Source organism: Allobosea sp. 05T422_2, assembly GCF_056396265.1.
The window spans coordinates 1-18,434 of sequence record NZ_JBFTLD010000241.1 but is presented as its reverse complement, the minus strand read 5'-3'; the positions used below and the strand labels follow the sequence as shown (position 1 = coordinate 18,434).

General features: G+C 65.2%; 18 protein-coding genes. 2 read left to right on the top strand and 16 right to left on the bottom strand.

Annotation, left to right across the window (positions count from 1 at the left end; translation table 11 throughout):
- The 11 genes from AC1DJT_RS28860 to AC1DJT_RS28810 all read right to left on the bottom strand — a co-directional run.
- The coding region (locus AC1DJT_RS28860; protein ID WP_476835383.1) for a 5-methyltetrahydropteroyltriglutamate--homocysteine S-methyltransferase at positions 1-893 on the bottom strand (893 nt) is incomplete at its 3' end.
- Between the two features lie 27 nt (positions 894-920).
- Positions 921-1,631 (bottom strand): ABC transporter ATP-binding protein, encoded by a 711-nt coding sequence (locus AC1DJT_RS28855; RefSeq protein WP_441504244.1) that lies wholly within the window; start codon positions 1,629-1,631, stop codon positions 921-923.
- Complete coding sequence (locus tag AC1DJT_RS28850) at positions 1,624-2,376, bottom strand: ABC transporter ATP-binding protein (protein ID WP_441504243.1); 753 nt, start codon at positions 2,374-2,376, stop codon at positions 1,624-1,626. Before AC1DJT_RS28850 ends, AC1DJT_RS28855 begins: the two co-directional genes overlap by 8 nt.
- Positions 2,373-3,374: a branched-chain amino acid ABC transporter permease gene (locus AC1DJT_RS28845; RefSeq protein ID WP_476835382.1), complete on the bottom strand. Its 1,002-nt coding sequence runs from the start codon at positions 3,372-3,374 to the stop codon at positions 2,373-2,375. The genes AC1DJT_RS28850 and AC1DJT_RS28845 overlap by 4 nt, the downstream gene beginning before the upstream one ends.
- Positions 3,371-4,228 carry a branched-chain amino acid ABC transporter permease gene (locus AC1DJT_RS28840; protein ID WP_441504241.1) on the bottom strand — a complete coding sequence of 286 codons (858 nt, stop codon included), beginning with the start codon at positions 4,226-4,228 and terminating at the stop codon, positions 3,371-3,373. The genes AC1DJT_RS28845 and AC1DJT_RS28840 overlap by 4 nt, the downstream gene beginning before the upstream one ends.
- A 27-nt stretch (positions 4,229-4,255) precedes the next feature.
- Complete coding sequence (locus tag AC1DJT_RS28835; protein WP_441504240.1) at positions 4,256-5,431, bottom strand: ABC transporter substrate-binding protein; 1,176 nt, start codon at positions 5,429-5,431, stop codon at positions 4,256-4,258.
- A 45-nt stretch (positions 5,432-5,476) separates the two neighbouring features.
- The gene (locus AC1DJT_RS28830) at positions 5,477-6,160 is read right to left on the bottom strand and encodes a 4-carboxy-4-hydroxy-2-oxoadipate aldolase/oxaloacetate decarboxylase (RefSeq protein ID WP_441504239.1); all 684 of its coding nucleotides are present in this window, start codon (positions 6,158-6,160) and stop codon (positions 5,477-5,479) included.
- Positions 6,157-6,882, bottom strand: coding sequence for a PIG-L deacetylase family protein (locus AC1DJT_RS28825; RefSeq protein WP_441504238.1), 726 nt, complete (start codon positions 6,880-6,882; stop codon positions 6,157-6,159). Before AC1DJT_RS28825 ends, AC1DJT_RS28830 begins: the two co-directional genes overlap by 4 nt.
- 26 nt (positions 6,883-6,908) lie before the next feature.
- Complete coding sequence (locus AC1DJT_RS28820; protein ID WP_441504237.1) at positions 6,909-8,024, bottom strand: 4-oxalomesaconate tautomerase; 1,116 nt, start codon at positions 8,022-8,024, stop codon at positions 6,909-6,911.
- Between the two features lie 3 nt (positions 8,025-8,027).
- On the bottom strand, positions 8,028-9,014 hold the full coding sequence (locus AC1DJT_RS28815; protein ID WP_476835381.1) for a Bug family tripartite tricarboxylate transporter substrate binding protein: 987 nt from the start codon (positions 9,012-9,014) through the stop codon (positions 8,028-8,030).
- Positions 9,015-9,196: 182 nt separating this feature from the next.
- Entirely contained in the window at positions 9,197-10,108 is a 912-nt protein-coding gene (locus AC1DJT_RS28810; protein WP_441504236.1) for a LysR family transcriptional regulator, read from the bottom strand.
- Between the two features lie 412 nt (positions 10,109-10,520).
- Between AC1DJT_RS28810 and AC1DJT_RS28805 the strand changes: the two genes are divergently transcribed.
- Positions 10,521-11,534 carry an MFS transporter gene (locus AC1DJT_RS28805; RefSeq protein ID WP_476835380.1) on the top strand — a complete coding sequence of 338 codons (1,014 nt, stop codon included), beginning with the start codon at positions 10,521-10,523 and terminating at the stop codon, positions 11,532-11,534.
- Between the two features lie 273 nt (positions 11,535-11,807).
- Here the strand turns inward: AC1DJT_RS28805 and AC1DJT_RS28800 are convergent, their stop codons facing one another.
- Positions 11,808-13,121, bottom strand: a complete 1,314-nt coding sequence (locus AC1DJT_RS28800) for an aspartate aminotransferase family protein (RefSeq protein ID WP_476835379.1) — start codon at positions 13,119-13,121, stop codon at positions 11,808-11,810.
- Positions 13,122-13,256: 135 nt separating this feature from the next.
- Here AC1DJT_RS28800 and AC1DJT_RS28795 point away from each other — a divergent pair, with 135 nt between their 5' ends.
- The gene (locus AC1DJT_RS28795; protein ID WP_476767647.1) at positions 13,257-14,048 is read left to right on the top strand and encodes an IclR family transcriptional regulator; all 792 of its coding nucleotides are present in this window, start codon (positions 13,257-13,259) and stop codon (positions 14,046-14,048) included.
- Between the two features lie 65 nt (positions 14,049-14,113).
- Here AC1DJT_RS28795 and AC1DJT_RS28790 read toward each other — a convergent pair whose 3' ends face one another.
- The 4 genes from AC1DJT_RS28790 to AC1DJT_RS28775 form a co-directional block, all read right to left on the bottom strand.
- On the bottom strand, positions 14,114-15,061 hold the full coding sequence (locus AC1DJT_RS28790) for an ABC transporter permease (RefSeq protein ID WP_441504233.1): 948 nt from the start codon (positions 15,059-15,061) through the stop codon (positions 14,114-14,116).
- On the bottom strand, positions 15,058-15,927 hold the full coding sequence (locus AC1DJT_RS28785; RefSeq protein ID WP_441504232.1) for an ABC transporter permease: 870 nt from the start codon (positions 15,925-15,927) through the stop codon (positions 15,058-15,060). Before AC1DJT_RS28785 ends, AC1DJT_RS28790 begins: the two co-directional genes overlap by 4 nt.
- Before the next feature lie 79 nt (positions 15,928-16,006).
- Entirely contained in the window at positions 16,007-17,548 is a 1,542-nt protein-coding gene (locus tag AC1DJT_RS28780; protein ID WP_441504231.1) for an ABC transporter substrate-binding protein, read from the bottom strand.
- Between the two features lie 33 nt (positions 17,549-17,581).
- Positions 17,582-18,434: MlrC C-terminal domain-containing protein (locus AC1DJT_RS28775; protein WP_476835378.1), on the bottom strand; the 853-nt coding region annotated here is incomplete at its 5' end.

Below are 18,434 nucleotides of genomic sequence, written 5' to 3'. Positions count from 1 at the left end.
AGCACGACCTGCTTGCCCTTCGGCAGGAAGCGCAGCGGCTCGAAGCCGCCGGAGCGGTCATCGTCCCATTCCATGAAATAGCCGTCGACATTGATCTGGTTGAAGACCATGTCGGCGACGGGCTCATAGCCGCCGGAGGCGATGAAGGTCGATTTGAAGTTGCCGCGGCAGGTATGAGTGGTGATCGTCATGTCCGCCGGCTTGGCCGCCGTCGCCGTGTTGATGACGTCGCGATAGATATGGATCAGCTTGTCGGGGTCATCGCCACGATCGACCAGCATCTGGCGCTGCTCGGGATCGCAGAAATAGGAGAGGCTGGTATCGTCGAGCTGCAGGTAGCGGCAGCCGGCGTCGTAAAAGGCCTTCACCGCCTTGGCGTAGGCCTTGCCGAGATCGGTGTAGTAATCCTCCATCCTGAAATAGGCGGAGATATCGACGGCTTTCCGGCCGCCGCGATAGTGCAGCATGCTCGGGCTCGGGATCGTCATTTTCGGCACGCGATCGGTGACGGAGGCAAGAAACCTGAAATGGGCGAGATGCGGGTGGTCGTCGGGGAAATCGAGTTTGCCGGTCACGCGAAGGCCGCGGGCCTTGGTCGCGACGCCCTTGAACTGGATGCCTGAATCCGAGTCGTATCCCTGCACGCCGGAGAGATTCTCCAGGAAATCGAAATGCCAGAAGGCGCGGCGGAACTCGCCGTCCGTGACCGCMTGGAGCCCCACCTCCTMCTGCTTCTTCACCAGCGCCCTGATCTCGGCATCCTCGATCGCCGTCAGATCGGCGGCGGAGATTTCGCCGGTCACGAGCTTGGCGCGCGCGTCCTTGACGCGTGCGCTGCGCAACAGGCTTCCAACCATATCGGCTCGGAACGGCGGCTTGTGTCGGAGGGGCATGCGGTTTCCTTCCCTGATCATGGTCTTCTAGGCAGCGGCGCTGAGGCCGAGATGGCGCTCCAGCCGCGCCGGTTCGCGCAGCAGCGCGGCACTGTCGTCGGCGAGCACGACACGACCGCGCTCCAGCACGATCGCGGTGTCGGTCAGCTCCAGAATTGTCCTGGCATGCTGTTCGATGACGATGGCTGCCAGCCCTTCGTCCCGGAACAGCGTCTTCAACGCCGCGAGCAGTTCCTCGACGATGATCGGCGCCAGCCCCTCGGTCGGTTCGTCCAGAAGCAGCAGCCTGGGATTGAGCATCAGGGCGCGGCCAATGGCCAGCATCTGCTGTTCGCCGCCGGAGAGCTGGTTGCCAAGATTGCTCTTGCGTTCGGCGAGGCGCGGAAACATCCGGAAGACGCGTTCCGTCGTCCATGGGCCGGGGCGCGCAACCGCAGTCAGGTTCTCGACAACGGTCAGCGACTTGAAGATGTTGCGCTCCTGCGGCACCCAGCCGATGCCGGCATGGGCACGCTGCTCGGGCGTAGCCGTGGAGATGTCGACATCGGCAAGCGTGATCCGCCCGGCTCGCCGACGCGTCACGCCGATGATCGTGTTGACCAGCGTCGTCTTGCCGACGCCGTTGCGGCCCAGCAAGGCGAGCGAGCGCCCCTCGTCGAGCGAGAGCGCGACATCGAACAGGACGAGAGCGTCGCCGTAGCCGGCGTTCAGGCCTTCGATCCGCAGGAGCTCAGACATGGGCGGCCTCGCCGAGATAGGCCTGCTTGACGGCGGGGTCGCGCGCGACCACCGCAGGTTCGCCTTCCGTCAGCACGCGGCCATTGACGAGAACGGTGATCCGGGTCGCGAACCGGAAGATGATGTCCATGTCGTGTTCGATCAGCAGCACCGAGACATCGTCCGGCAATGCTGCGACCGTCTCCAGCAATTCGCGCCTCTCGGCTTCGGGAACGCCGGCGGCGGGCTCGTCGAGCAGGAGCACGCTCGGCCTGGCCGCAAAGGCCGCGGCGATCTCGATCTGGCGCTGCTTGCCATAGGGCAATGTCGCGATGCGCTGATCCATGATGTCCTCGAGCTTGAAGCGGGCGAGGATATCGGCCGTCTCGGCGATGGCCTCGTCATCGGCGTCGAGCCTTTGGAAAAGCCGCATGCCCCGGCCGAGCCGCTCTGCGGTGACGAGAGAGATCATCTCGAGCGGCGTCATTGTGCCGAAGAGCTGATTGATCTGGAAGGTTCGGGCGACACCGCGCTTGACCCGCGCCTCTCGCGACAGGCCGGTAATGTCCTGCCCCATCAGGCTCACACGCCCCGATGTCGGCCGCAGAACCCCTGTGAGCAGATTGACGAAGGTCGTCTTGCCCGCGCCGTTCGGGCCGATCAGCGCGTGGCGCGCGCCCTTTTCCAGCGAGAACGTCACGTCGTCGGTCGCAGTGATGCCGCCGAAGGTCTTGACGAGATCGAAGGTCTGCAGGACGGCGCTCACGACGAGGCCCCACGTTTCGGAAACCGCGCGACCAGCGCCTTGATCGCGCCATGGATCAGTTCACGACCACCAAGGACGAAGAGGACGAGGAAAAGCCCGATCCAGAACATCCAGTATTGCGGGGTGAAGGTCGCGATGGCGTCCTGCAGGAACTTGAACGCGATCGCACCGATCAGGCCGCCATAGAGATAKCCGGTCCCGCCGATGATCAGCACCAGCATCAGGTCGGCTGAACGGTGGAAGTCGAACACGTCCAGGGAGACGAATTGCGTGGTTTGGGCGAGCAATGCGCCCGCAGCCCCGGCATAGGCCGCCGACAAGGCATAGATGGCCGCAAGGCGCCAAGGGACAGGCACGCCGGATGCGGCGGCGCGCAGTTGATTGTCGCGGATGCCGCGAAGGGACAAGCCGAACGGCGAATTCACGATGCGCCGCGCGATCAGGAACAGGATGAACAGCACCGACAGCGAATAGAGGTAGGCCGTGCGGCCGAAGATATCGAAATCGAACGTCCCGAAGACCGGCGCCATCGTGATGCCCTGCAGGCCGTCGGCGCCACCGGTGAGCCATGCCAGCGAGTTTGCAACCTCGTAGAGGATCAATGCCACGCCGAGCGTGATCATGAGGCGGGTCAGATCCGTGCCGCGCAGGACGAGCGGACTGGTGAGCAGCCCGAGCAGCGCGGATGTCGCCATGCCGAATGCCAGGCCGGCCAGTGGATCGGCCGTGACATACTTGGCCAACAGCCCGGYCGAATAAGCCCCCATCCCCAGGAAGGCGGCGTGCCCCAGCGAYACGATCCCGGCATAGCCGAGGATCAGATCGAGCGAGAGGGCGAACAGGGCAAGGATCGCGATCTCGTTGAGGATCAGAAAGCGCGTTGGAAACAGCACGAAGGACGCTGCGGCGAAGAGCCAGAATGCCAGTTCGCCTGGGTGCCAGCGCCGGGCGCGGTGCAGCGAGTGCCTGACGCGCTGTTCGAGAACCGTCCCGCTCATGTGCGAGCCCTCGCGAACAGGCCCTCGGGGCGAAGCAGCAGCAGGATGACCATCAGCGCGTAGATGATGAAGGCTCCGGCCTGCGGGACCAGATATTTGCCCATCACATCGGCAACGCCGAGCAGCATGGCCGCGAGGAAGGGGCCGGTGATCGTCGAGGTGCCGCCGACCGTGACGACGATCAGGAAGTAGATCATGAATTTCAGCGGGAAGGTCGGATCGAGCCCCATGAGCTCGATCCCGAGCGCGCCGCCGAGCCCCGCCAGTCCGGAACCGAGCGCAAAGGTCAGGGCGAACAACCGGTTCACAGGAATGCCCAGGCCACGCGCGACGCGGGCATCGTCCACGGCGGCCCGCAGCCGGCTGCCGAAACGTGTTTTTGCAAAGCCCCATTGCAGGGCGACCGCAAGCAGCCCGCAGATCCCGATCACGAACAGGCGGTAATAGCCGATGCCGATACCGAGCACGTAGAAACGCCCCTGAAGCCAGGGCGGCAGCTGGATGATCTGCTGGCTCGAGCCGAGCAGCCAGTCGGTGCCCGCAACCGCCATGAAGACGAGACCGATCGAGAACATCACCTGATCGAGATGGCTCTTGGCATACATCGGTCGATAGACGAGCCGCTCGAGCACGATCCCCGCCAGCGCAGCGGCAAGGAAGGCGGCCGGAAGTGAAGCCAGGAACGGCAGGCCCAGCCGCTGCATCAGCAGCACGGTCACATAGCCGCCGAGCATGGCGAAGGCGCCATGGGCGAGATTGACGAAATTCATCAATCCCATCGTCACGGAAAGCCCGCAAGCGAGGACGAACAGCACCATCCCATAGGCGATGCCATCGAACAGGATGGTGAGCATGGCGTCGGTCCGGCCGCGTCAGACCGCCTATTTGCGCGCCTTCACGGGATCCTTGACCTGCGGGATCGTGGCAAACTCGACGTTGAACAGGTCGGAACCGACCTTCTCGGTGCGGCGGACATAGATGTTCTGGATGATGTCGCGCGTCGCCGGATCGATCGTGATCGGTCCGCGCGGGCTCTCCCAGGACGCGCCCTTCATCGCCGCGATGAGCTTTTCGCCGCCAGCGTCGCCATTTGTCGCCTTGAGCGCCTCGGCGATCAACCGCATGCCGTCATATCCGCCGACGGCCATGAAGTTCGGACGCACGCCTGGATTGGCGGCCTCGAACGCCTTCACGAAGGCCTGGTTGGCTGCGCTGTCGTGCTTGGCCGAATAATGATGCGTGGTGATGGCGCCGATCGCGACGTCCCCCATACCGTTGAGGATATCGTCATCGACCACGTCGCCTGGGCCGATCAGCTTGACGCCGGCCTTGTCGAGGCCGCGCTCGACGAACTGCTTCATGAACTGCGCGCCGATGCCCGACGGAACGAACACGAACAGGGCATCGGGCTTTGCCTCGGAGACGCGTTGCAGGAACGGCGCGAAATCCGGGTTGCGCAACGGCACGCGCACGCTTTCGACCGTGCCGCCGGCGGCCTTGAACTTGTTGGCGAAGGAGGTCTCGGCGTCGATCCCGGGGCCGTAATCGGTCACGACGGTGAAGACGCGCTTGATGCCGTTCGACCAGGCCCAGTCCGCCATCGGCTCGGACGCCTGCGGCAGGGTGAACGAGGTGCGCACGATGAAGGGCGAGGCCTCGGTGATCGACGCCGTCGCAGCCGCCATCACGATCTGCGGGATCTTGGCCTGGGTCGCGATCGGGGCCGTCGCCATGGCGAGCGGCGTCAGGCCGAAGCCAGCCAGAACCGCCACCTTGTCGTTGACCACGAGTTCCTGTGCGATCCGGCGCGTCGCATCGGCGTTGCCGGTATCGTCCTTGAGAATGACCTCCAGGCGCTTTCCGCCATGCATCGCGCCGTTCTGAGCCAGGAAGAGCTTCACGGCCGCTTCGATCTGGCGTCCCGTCGATGCGAAGGGGCCAGTCATCGGCAGGATCAGCCCGACCTTGACCACCTCCTGGGCCTGCGCCGTGGAGCCCAGTGTCGCCGCGAGCGCACCTGCCATGAAGGCCTTCAGAACCGTCCTGCGGAATGTCATCGTGATACCCCTCCCTGGGTCTGGCTCTTGTTTCCGAGCCGCCTTTTAGTTGTCGTCGCGATAGACGAGCCCGGCTTTCGCGAGCCCATCGCGCATTCCATACATGTCGAGCCCGAGCTCGCCGGCGGAGAGCCGGCGGCGCTTCTCATCTTCATTCGCTTCCCGCGCCCGCGCCGCGGCGGCAACCCTCTCCGCTTCGAGCCGTGCAACCACCACCACGCCATCATCGTCGGCGACGATCACGTCGCCAGGATTGATCATCGCACCGGCACAGACCACCGGCACGTTCACCGATCCGAGCGTCGCCTTGACGGTCCCCTTGGCCGAGATCGCGCGCGACCACACCGGGAACCCCATCTCCGTCAGGATGCGCACATCACGCACTCCGGCATCGATGACGAGGCCGATGCCGCCGCGCGCCCTGAGGGAGGTCGCGAGAAGGTCGCCGAACATGCCGTCAGTGTTATCTGCCGTGCAGGCGACCACAAGTACGTCGCCTGGCATGACCTGCTCGATCGCGACATGGATCATCCAGTTGTCGCCGGGCTGGGCGAGGACGGTGACGGCCCCACCGGCGATCGAGGCGCCGGCATAGATCGGGCGCATATAGGGCTTCATCAGGCCCGTCCGGCCCATGGCCTCATGGGTGGTCGAGACGCCAAGTTCCTGGAATGCCGCCATATCGGCGCTTGCAGCCCGTTTCTTCGTGCGGACGACGACGCCGGTCATGCCAGGGACTCCAGGGCTTCGGGGAACAGGCGCTGGTAGGCTTCACCGTAAGTCATCGCCTTGCCGGAGTTGCGCCCACCCTGCATGCCGCGGTTCAGCGCCACTCGGGTGTAATACTCCCAGAGATGCTTCTGCGCGGCCAGGATTTCGAATGCCTTGCGCTTCGTCTCCCAGACCTCGTCGATGTTGAGGATCAGGTTCGGCTTGAAGTTGCACTGCTCGGGCTGGTGCGGCTCGAACAGGAAGACCGGCGGCGCGGCATAGGGGCGTGCGGGGTCCGGCTTATGGCCGGCGGCCTGCGCGATGATCCGCGCTTCCTGCGCGAAGCGTGCTGCTTCGGGATGGTCGACATTGTAGGGGTCTTCAAGCGCATGGGTCAGCACGAAGCTGGGAGTGAGCTCATGGAAGAGGTCGATCGCCCGGTCGAGCATCGGCCCTGTCGTGCGCAGCGGATAGTCGCCGGCATCCATGAATTCGATCTCGGCCCCGAGGACCGCGGCGGCGCGCTCGGCTTCGTCGCGACGCTGCGCCTTGACGTCCTCCACCCGCACACCCGCCTGCTTCCAGGCGAACTGGCTTTCGCCGCGCTCGCCATAGGCCAGGCACAGGATCTTTACCCGCATGCCCTGCCTGGCGTGCAAGGCGATGGCACCGCCCGCACGCCAKACAAAATCGCCGGGGTGGGCGGTAATCACCAGACCCGTCTTCTGCAGGCTCGCCATTGAGCTGTAATCCTCTCTTCTCGGTCCTATTCGGGGGCACGACGTGCTTCGTCGCCGCTGCGCGCGAGCGCATGCGGTGGCACGTAGGCCTGGCCATCCATCAGAATGCGCGCGGTGCGCAGCAGGCCGGCGCGCTCGATGACGGGGCGCTCCGGCGTGCCACCCACGATGAGCTTCACCGTGAATTCCCCGGTCGGATGTTCGACGGAAATCGCGCGTTCGCGACCGGTAGGCATCGCGGCGACCGAAGCTGCCGGCGACCCCGGCAGGGCTGCGGCTGTCGCCACCGTCACCGCGGCAAAGACACCGATCGAAGCGTGGCACTCATGCGGGATGAAGCTGCGCGTCGCGATCGATCCTGCAACGGGCCGCGCGACAAGGGCGATCTTCGGGACCACCATCTTTGCCACATCGCCGAGATTCATCAGAGGTCCGGCCGCGAGGCGTATGCGCTCGATGCGCTGCTTCAGCTCCGTATCCTCTTGCAGCGCTTCGCGGGTTTCGTGGCCCGTGCGTCCAACATCGACCGCCCGGAGAACGATGACCGGCATGCCGTTATCGATCAGGGTACATTCGACACCGTCGATGATGTCGACCGGATTTCCCGTCGGCAACAGCGCGCCACAGACGGAGCCTTCCGTGCCGAGGAAGCTGATGTCGATGGGTGCGGAGGTTCCGGGCACCCCATCGATGCGGGCATCGCCCTCGACGCCTGCCTGACCGGCGTCGGTCCGCATCGCGAGATCGGCGATGGTGCCGGTGTTCAGCGTCCGGACCCGCACCGTCGTGCTGGCGCCCTCTGTTCGAACGAGGCCCCGCGCCAGCGCGAAGGGGCCGATACCGGCAAGGATGTTGCCGCAATTCGGCGTGGTGTCGACCGACGCGGTCTCGATGCCGACCTGCGCAAACAGGAAATCCACGTCGCAGCCTGGCTCGCTCGAGCGCGAAACGATCGCGACCTTGCTCGTCAACGGGTGAGCCCCACCAAGCCCGTCGACCTGACGCTTGTCGGGCGAGCCCATCACCGCGAGCAGGAACGCGTCACGCGCGCCCGTACCAACCGGCAGATCCTCGGCGAGGAAATAGGCGCCCTTCGACGTACCGCCCCGGATCAGCATGCATGGCACGGCAATCTGCGACATCGCTCAGCCCCCGCCCGTGATGCTGGCACGTGTGATGATATCGCGCCACAGCGTCCCCTCCGAGGCGATCAGCCGCCCGAAGCCTTCCGGCGTCTCGCGGCGTGCGATCGCGCCGTCGCGATCGAGCGCCGCGACAAATTCGGGCTGGTCGAGCAGCGCGTTGATCTCGCGGTTGAGGCGCTCGACAATTGCGGCCGGCGTGTGCGCGGGGGCAACGATGCCATACCACTGCACGGCTTCGAAACCCGGCAGCCCGCTTTCGGCGATGGTCGGGAGCTGAGGGGCAAAAGAGGTGCGCTCGGAGCTGGCGACGCCGAGCGCTCGCAACTGGCCCGCTGCGGCGAGCGGCAGAACCGCCGGACCGCCAGTCAGCGTGAATTGCACGGAACCGGCGACGAGATCCGTCACCGACGGTGCGGTGCCGCGATAGGGCACATGAATCGCCTCGAAACCGGCCCGATGCGCGAGATAGGCACCGGCAATATGCGCCGCGCTGCCTTGTCCGCCGGAGCTGTAGTTCAGCTTGCCCGGATTGGCCTTGGCATRGGCCACGAACTCCTGAAACGAGTTCGCCGGCAGGCTGGGATTGATGACGAGGATGTTCGGCACCATGGCGACCAGGGCCACCGGCTGGAAGTCCTTGACCGGATCATAGGGTACGTTGGGATAGAGCGCCGGGTTGAAGGCAAGCGTGCCGATATGCCCCATCATCAACGTATGGCCATCCGGATCGGACTTCGCGACCTGGCTCGCCGCGATCATGCCGCCGGCGCCGGGGCGGTTCTCGATGACGAAGCCCTTGCCGGGGATCGTGCGTTCCAATCGGTTGGCAATCAGACGCGCGAGGAGGTCGGTGCTGCCGCCAGGGGTGAACGGCACCACGAGCCGAATGATCTGCGTCGGCCACGCCGGCTGGACCTGCGCACGCGCCGCGTGCCCGAGGCCGGCCAGACCCAGCCCGGCAAGGAGTGATCGGCGGTCGATGTTCATCACGCGCCACGCCCTTGCCGCGCGCCGTACCCGGCCGCCTCGCCAAATCCGATGAACGCGATCGTCGCTGCTTTGGAGCCAGGCATGGGTCGTCCCTTGCTTGTGCGTTTCCTTGTCCCGCGAGGACCCTGACCCCAAGCTATTCTGCCATCAAATGAGAAGAATGCAGCGATTGATTACTTTCATGCATCTTTATCCGAGACACTGTTTCTCAGCGCCTCGCTGACCAGCGCCAGGAGGTCGCGCGCCGCCGGCCGCAGCAGCATATTCTTGCGGGTGACGATGCCGAGAGTGCGGCTGATGCTCGGTGAACGCAGCGGGATCGCAACCAATTCGCCGGCATCGACAGAGTCGAGCGCGAGCTGCGGCACGATCGCGTACCCGATCGCGGAACGGACAAGACTCACTGCGGTAATGACGCGCTGGACCTCGTAGCGCCAGGTCAGGGCCTCGCGCCGCGCACCCAGCGCATCGTCGATCAGGACGCGGTTTCCGGTCTCGGCACTGATCCGCACGAGCGGCAGCCCCTGCAACTGCGCCCAGGTCAGCGAGTCCGATCGCGCGAGCGGCATGCTGCGGTGACTGACGAGCACGAACGGCTCCTTGACCACCGGTTTGAGCTCGAGGTCCCAGCGATTGGCGGCGACGATGGTCACGCCGAATTCAGCCTGGCCCGACTGCACCTTGTCGGCGATCTCCGAAGCCGAGTTGTCGTGCACCCGGACGCGCACCGCCGGATATCGTCTGGCGAACTCTGCGATCACCGACGGCATGCAGTGGACCGCGACGGTTGGCAGACAGCCGACCGCAACCTCTTCCTCGGCATCCGCGGCATCGACCCGCGCCTCATCGATGGCCGCACCAAGCTCTTCAAAGATCTTGCGGGCGCGCGGCAGGAGCGCCGACCCCGCCGGGGTCAACGAGACCTGGCGCGTGGTGCGCAAGAGCAGCGTCGTTCCGAGGGATTCCTCGAGCTTCCGGATCCGATGGCTCAGCGCGGTCTGGGAGAGATTAAGATGCGAGGCCGCGGCATGAAAACTGCCCCGCTCGGCGATACTGACGAAGGCCTGCAGGCCCAGAACGTCGACCCTCACCCGCAAGATCCTCCAACCCGGTCCAATCGACGTCAGCACGACCTCAGGGTCGCATCAACCATGCGCAGTGAACCGGCATCAGACTCGTCGACCTACGCCGGCAGAGGCGAGTTCAGATCGGCAGAATCGAAAGACCGGCACGGCTCCAGCATCGCCGGGAGCGGTGACCGCTGACAACAGCCTCCAAAGCAATGGCTCCATTTTCGCCGGATCACCCATGTCGGCCTTACGGCAGAAGGAAGAAGCCGACTGTTGGTCCGGTTCTCCGGATTTGGAGAACAACCACGAAAGGCCGCGGCCCGGCGAACCGCATGCTTCTGCTGCAGCCCCCATAGCCGGGAAACGGCCTCGACCGGTCGCCGACATTGCCGGAAGACCAGTTCAACCCCGGTTCCTGGCGTGCGGCGGCCCGATGCTCGATCATCACGGCCCGATCCGAGCCTTGCAGCTCGGCCTGATCTTCGTCGCGGTGGGTCTCCTGCTCCTGTCGCAGTCCTTCGGCCTCGTCGGCCTTGTCGGTGCGCTCCTTGTGGGCCTGGGCCTGGCGCCCAATACGCCAGCTGGCAGCCAGTTGCTGATGCGCACGGCGCCGCCCAGGCACCGMACACTTGTGTTTTCGATCAAGCAGGCGGGCGTGCCTCTGGGCGGCACGATAGCCGGTCTCGTTGTCGCGCCTCTGGTCCTGGGGCTCGGCTTCGTCGGTGCGGTCTGGACGATTGTCGCGATCATCCTTCTCTGCATCGTGCTGGTTCAGCCCTTTCAAAGAAGTCTTGATGCCGAGAAGGGCCCACGGAACCGGGCCTGGGCCCGGCTGTTCCTCTCGCCGTCTTCGCTCAGCCGATCGGCCCGGGTTCTGAACTCGCACCCGTCCTTGCCGATGCTCACCGCGCTGGGTGTGTCGTTTTCCATAACGCAGGCCAGCATCACGGCCTTCACGGCAACCTACATGGTCACGCAGCACGGAAAGACCCTGGCGCAGGCCGGCCACTACATCGCCGTCTTGCTTGCAGCGAGCACGGTCGCGCGCATCTTCTTCGGATGGCTGGCGGATCGCATGGGCGGCGGGCTCCTGCTTCTCTCGCTTCTGGCCTTGGGCGCAGGCTCCGCGATCATGCTGCTTGTCTCTTCGACAACCGCCAGTCCCTGGATGGTCTATGGCTGCATGGCACTGGTCGGAGCCACCTCGATGGGGTGGAACGGTGTCCACATGGCCGAACTTGCGCGGGTCGCGCCGCCCACTCTGATTGGCGACGTAACGTCGGGCGCAAGCCTGTTCGGCTTCGTCGGCTCGATATGCGGGCCGTTGGTGTTTGCCATTGTCGCCAGCCGCACAGGAAGCTTTGAATKGCCTTTCCTGCTCGTCGCTGGCCAGCTGGCGGCATTCGGCTTGTTCGCTCTTGGGAAACAGTTCAAACGCCCCGCTTGAGGAGGCGCGTGCTCATTCCAACACTGCGGAAGCAAGGAAATCCGCAGCCATGGCTCACCTGCCGGCACCGGGCTTGCGTCTCAGGCTCAGGAAACGAAGTGCCAGCGGCGGCAAAGGGTCTTCAGGCTCGCTTGGCCGGCCATTCCGTCCCAAGAGAACCAAATCAGCTGCTCCCGAGAACGAGCGGACGGTGCGAACCGGCCGCCCGCTCGTGATTACTGCAAAGGAAGGAATGCCCAGGGCGACCTGGGTGTCCCAGGGGTATCCGTCCGATCAGATCTCGCGCACGGATCCGCGCACTGCTTCCAATGTGGCCTCGACGATTGCCGCATCGTGCTCCGACGAGACGAACCAGGCACCACGCTCCAGCACGCGAACGCCGCGTTTCAACAGCGCGAGCGCGAAACGGCTATAGGCCGCCTTGTCGGAGGCCGCGACCTCCCGGTAGTTGCGGGCCGGCGCGTCCAGCCCGAACGCAATGTGGAACATCAGTGGAAAGCCCGCGACCTGCGCCTTGATGCCCGCCTGAGCCAGGATCTCACGGATACCGTCCTGAAGGCGCTGGCCGTGAGCCGAGCTGCGCTCGTAATGCTCCGGCGTTAGCCCCTGCTGCGTCGCGACCATCGCCGCCATCGCGATCGGCTGCGCATTGAAGGTGCCGCCATGGAGCACACCATCCGCGAACATATCGATCAGCTCGCCCCGTCCCGCGATCGCTGCGACGGGAAAACCGTTGGCAATCGCCTTCGCCAGGATCGTCAGGTCCGGCGTGACGCCGAAGCGCTCCTGGGCACCACCGCGGCCGAGGCGGAAGCCGGTGATCACCTCGTCGAAGATCAGCAGGGCGCCATGGGCGCGACAGGTCGCGAGCGCACCTTCCAGATAGCCCGGTAGCGGCGCGATGGCGCCCTGGTTGCACATGGCCGGCTCCATCATCACCGCCGCGACGTCGCCGCGGGCAAGGCGAGTCTCGAGAGCAGCGAGGTCATTCCAGCCGAGGATCGACAGACCGTCGCCCGCGCTTGGGTCCTGCCCCCGGCTCCCGGCGACGGGCGTGGGCGCGTCGCTCGGACCAGCCGCATTGAGACCCGGCGCCGTTGACCACAGGACGTTGTCGAACCAGCCGTGATAATGCCCTTCGAACTTGACGATGGTGCGCCGCCCCGTCGCCGCACGGGCGAGGCGGATCGCGGCCTGCGCCACCTCGGAGCCCGAGGAACCGAAGCGAAGCCGCTCGGCACTGGGAACGCGCTCGCAGATCAGCTTCGCCGCCTCGTGCTCGATCGGTRCCTGGCCGGCAAACAGGATGCCACGCTCCGCCTGGCGCTGCACCGCCTCGATGACCCTGGCCGGGGTGTGGCCGAGCACCGTTGCCCCCATTCCGCAGTAATAATCGATGATGCGGTTGCCATCGACATCGATGAGATAGGCCCCTTCGCCTCGCTCGAAGACGAGTGGGCCCGGCGCCATGCCTAGTCTGAAGTTGCTGTTCACGCCGCCAGCGATGTAGCGCGCATTCGCAGCGATCTGCCGCGCCGATTCCTCAAAACGCAGTGTTGCTGCTGGTCCGCTTCCGTTCGCTCGCACGTGCCTGTTCTCCACTGCCGGTATTTTAAGCAGACCAGAGCCCTCATCCCATGTAAAGGAACAGGGGTTTCGTCTTGCGGAATTCAGAGGGACCCGCTATGCGAAGTCTCGCGACAGCGAGGATGCGGGGCGACCATGCCGAAGAAATCGGGCAACCCTTACGTCGTGCAGCCCGTGATGAAGGCGCTCAAGGTGCTGGAATTCGTCGCGCGCCATGGTCACGAGATCGCGCTCACGACCGTCGGACGTGAGCTGCGGATTCCGAAGACGACGACCTTCCGCTACCTGCAAACGCTGACGGAAGCCGGTTTCGTCAGCCACAACCGCGAGACCGACAAATACAATCTCGGGCCGCTGCTGCGCTCGATCGCGCGTGCCGATGCGAGCTTCAGCAAGATCCGTCAACTCGCACGCCCGGCGATGGTCGAACTGATGAACGAGTTCAATGAAACCGTGAATCTCGCGGTGAAGGGCAACGGCACGATCGTCTATATCGACCTCATCGAGGCCAATCGCTCGCTGCGCATGCAGGCGCGGATCGGCGACAGCCATCCGATGCATTCCACCGCGCTGGGCAAGGCGATCCTGGCCTTCCTCCCCGAAGCGGAAAAGCTGCGCCAGCTCGACCTGCCCTTGACCGAGCGAACCGGACGCACGCTGCTCGAGCGCGAAGAGATCGAGCGCCAGCTTCGACAGGTCGCAAAGCTCGGTTACGCGACGGAAATCGGCGAGAACGAAGACGGGGCGATGTGCGTCGGCGTGCCGATCTTCGACGACAATCATTACCCGGTGGCTGCCCTCAGTATCTCGGCGCCGTTGATGCGAATGCCGCGGCCACTCGCCACGAAGGCGGGAATGCGGCTGCGCGAGGTCGCCGCGCATATCTCGAGCCATCTCGGCTCGCAGGACCCCATCGTTTCCGCCTGACAGGCATGGCCAGCGCGAGCCCTGCACATGCAGGCCCGTGCGGGACCTCGCGCTGCGGAGCGGTGTCAATGATATTCGATGCGTGGATCGATCCACGCATAGAGCAGGTCGATGATCAGGTTGACCAGCATATAGCCGACGAGGATCACCATGATGCAGCCCTGGATCAACGGGTAATCGCGGGTGCTGATCGCCTGGATGACCAGACGTCCGAGCCCCGGATAGGTGAAGACGGCTTCCGTCACCACCGCACCGCCGATGAAATTCGCCATCATCAAACCGACGATCGTGACGAAGGGCAGCAACGCGTTGCGCATGATGTGCAGGCCGACGACGCGGCTTTCCGGCAAACCCTTGGCCCGCGCCGTGCGGACATAATCCTGCTTCGCTTCGCCGATCAGCGACGCGCGCAGGAACCTCGCGAAGATGCCGGAGACATAGATGCCCAGTGTCAGCGCCGGCAGCATGAGACTGCGTAACGCATCCACCGGCGCCTCCCAGAACGGCACGTAGCGCGAGGCGGACGGCAACCAGCGGAGCTCGACGGCGAAGAGCAGGATCAGCAGGATGCCGAGCCAGAAGGTCGGCACACCCAGCGCCAGCGCGCTCCACCCGCTCAGCAGGCGGTCGAGCCAGGAATTGGGGCGCACGGCGCTGGCAATTGCGACGGGTATGCCGACGGCCAACGCCACCAGGATCGCGGCGACCGCCAGTTGCAGCGTTGCTGGCAGCCTCTCTCCGATCAACGCCAGGACGGGCTGGCGGCTGTGGAGCGAGAGACCGAAATCGCCGCGCACGGCCTGGCCGAGCCAGTCGAGATACTGGACCAGCATCGGTCGATCGAGGCCATAGCGCGCGATCGTGGCCGCGATCTCCTCCGGAGAGGCGTTCTCACCAACGAGCACCGCCACGGGGCCGCCCGGCACCGCGTAGATCATCGCGAAGATCGCGAAGGATGCGAGAAAGAGCACCGGCAGCATCTGAAACAGGCGGCGCAGCAGATAGCTCGTCATCGCCCCCTGCGCTCCGGCACACCGGGATCATGCCTGTCGAGCAGCGCGGTCAGGGCACGGCCAATCGTATCGAAGGAGAGGATCGTCAGCGTCAGCACGAGACCGGGCAGCACGGCGTAGGTCGGCGCCTCGTGCAGATAGGATTTCCCCGTTCGCAGCATTTCGCCCCAGCTCGGCGTCGGCGGCGGCACGCCGACGCCGAGAAAGGCGAGTGCAGCCTCCAGCAGGATCGCGACCGAGGCGAGCACGATCGCCTGCACGACGAGCGGGCTCAGCGCGTTGGGCAGAATGGTGCGGAACATGATGTAGGACGAGCCGCCGCCGAAGCTGCGCACCGCCGTGACGAAATCGAGCTGGCGCAAGGCCATGACCTGCGCTCGCGCGATCCGCGCGAAATTCGGTATCCCCGCAATGCCGACAGCGACCAGGGCCGCCGCCTGGCTGCGACCGAGTACAGCGATCAGCGCCATGGCGAACAGGATGTTCGGCAGCGCCAGCAAGACATCGATGCAGCGCATCAACACAGAATCGCGCCAATCACCGAAAAAGCCGGCGACGAGCCCGACCGGCACCCCGATCAGCGCCGCGATAACGACGGCACCGAAGGCGGTGACGAGCGACGTTCGCGCGCCATAGACCACGCGTGCCAGGATATCCCGCCCAAGCTCGTCGGTACCAAACCAGGCGGAAGCCGATGGCGGCATCAGCGAGTCCGCCAGGTTCTGCGTCAGCGGGTCGAGCGGGAGCAGATCGGCAAACACCGCCGCCAGTGCCACCAGCAACAGGAAGGCGAAACTCAACGACGTGCTGCGGCGGGCAGAAAGCCGGCGCAGCACGTACAGGGTCGATCCTGAGGTCGCGCTCATCGCGGGACGCCGCGCAACCGATGGCTGCGTGACGCCGCGACCTCGTCCCGGCGACGGCGTCCCGCCTCACCGCTCCGCATTACTTGAACCCGATCGTCCGCGCGACGAGGAGGTTGTCGATCTCGAGTGTCACCCCGCCAACCTTGTCGGAGGCGACGATCAGGCCGACCTCATAGGAATTGGTCGGTATCGCGAAGGCCTCGTCCACCAGCACCTTGTTCAGGTTGTCATAAGATGCCTTGACCTCGGCCGCTCCCCCCGCGGCGCCATCGACCTTGGCAATCGCCGCGACATAGGCCGGATGCGGGTGCGGGTCCTTGAGGATTGGGTTCTGGGAGGTCCGATAGATCGAGTTCGTCGTCACGCGCGACGGGAACTTCTGGACATTCCCGACTGCACCGAAGACCGCGGCGAAATCGCCGCCCAGCAGCGCACTGACGAATTCGGCCCCCTGGCGGATATCGAGCTCGATCGGGATCCCGGCCTTGCCCAGCGAGGCCTGTACGATCTGGCTGATCTGGACCGAGGCCTCGTCGCTGCCATTGACCAGCATCTTCCAGTCTTTCATCTCGGCCGCCGAGAGGCCGGATGCCACAAGCAAGGCCTTCGCCTTGTCGAGATCGTAGGCGTAGGCCTTGGTGAAGCTGGCGTCGAAGGCCGGGCTTGCCGGCGCCCAGGGCTGCGCGACGACCTCGCCCATGCCGGCATAGCCGACGCGTAGGATGCCCGCGCGATCCATCAGGTGGTTGAAGGCCTGGCGGTAGGATTTGTTGCGGAATGGGCCACGCGTCGAGTTGATGCGGAAGACCTGCACGAGCTTGCCGGGTCCGGAAAAGACCTGGTAGCCAGCGCTCTTGAGGCGCACGGCACTCCGCGAGGAGCCGTTATAGATGATGTCGACGGCGCCCGACTCGAGCGCCGCGCTCGCCGCCGCATCCTCGCTGAACACAGTGAAGACGAGATCCTGCACGATCGGCTGCTTCTCGCGCCAGTAGTTCGGATTGGCCTTGAGGCGCAAGCCCTGCCCGACTGCGCGGCTCACCAGGGTGAAGGGGCCGGTGCCGGCCGGAACCGTCTCGACCGTATCGATGCCCTTTGCCTCGATCGGGATCAGGAACTGCAGCAGGTCGAGGATCTGCCGTTCCGGAACCGGAGCCTTGAAGTTGATCACCACGGTCCGGTCATCGGGCGCCGACCAGTCCTTGACGATCGACATCGTGGAAAAGACGTTCTTGCCGCGCTTGGGATCGGCTCCCTTCTGCAGCGTCGCCAATACGGAATCGGCCTTGAACGGAGTGCCGCTATGGAAGGTCACGCCATCGCGCAGCTTCACGCTGACCGAGGTCTTGTCAGGCGCGATCGTCCACTCAGTCGCCAGGCTCGGCTCCGGCTTTCCCTCGGGCGTGTATTCGATCAGGCTGTCATAGAGGTTCTTGATGACGTGGAAATTGACGGTCGAGAGCTGCTGCGGATCGTAATTGGCGAGTTCGCTCAGCACGGCGACACGCAAGGTGCCGCCCTTCAGTTGCTGAGCGATGGCTGGGAGTGACATCGCCAGGGGAGCTGCTGCAGCCAGGGCGATGCCCCCCATGCAGAATTGACGTCGCGATACGGTGGTCATCCGGCACACTCCCCTTTTTGGTTGGTCTTCGTGTCAGCTCGTCCCCGCGCCAGGCTGGGTCGAATGCGCCCGCCAGTCGCTTATTGTTTCAAGTGGATAGACGGGGCGCGGAATCCGCGCCCAGGGCAAGGTGAAGACGTCCGACTGCCCGGGCCCGCGCGTGTCGGCACGAATGACCTGCGAGGAGATCGGCGCGAAATACTGGAAATTCGACGCCGTCTTGAGGACAGCCATCTTGTAGTCCGCGAGATCGACGCCGAAAGCTTCGTAGACGCCCGGCACATTGCCAGCGACACCGCGCAACTCGCTGATCAGGAGCGTCACGGGCCCGACGTCGAAAACGACGACCCGGCCCATATCGACCTCGTTCTGGTGGTTGTAGATCAGCGGCACGGGCCCACCCCCGATACGCCGGACCGTGCCGGTGACCTCGAGCGGCGTAAAGAAGGCCGGCGCCGCATCGCCGCCCAGCGGCAGCGTCACCCGTGCACCCTCGCCGGCCGCGACCAGCGTCGCGACGGCCTGCGGCGAAATCAGCGGGATCAGCGCGCGGCTGCCGATGCCGAGCCTGAGGATCGATTCCAGGATCAGGTTGCTGTCGCCGGCGGAGCCACCGAAGACGGTATCGCCGGTGTCGCTGAGCACGACCATGCCGCGCTCGGCAGCGTCGGCCTTGCGCACGGCCTCGTCGACCGAGAGCGCCTCGCGGACCTGGAAATCATCGCGCATCGACCAGGCGAGGTCGGCGAGCTCATCCGCCAGAGTCTCGGCCAGGGACGGGTCGCCATCCGTGACGACGATCGTCGACCAGCCGCCCTCGGCGACATCTAGCCAGGGCTGCATCGGATAGTTCGATGCCTGCAGCACGCGCTCATCGGCCTCCAGC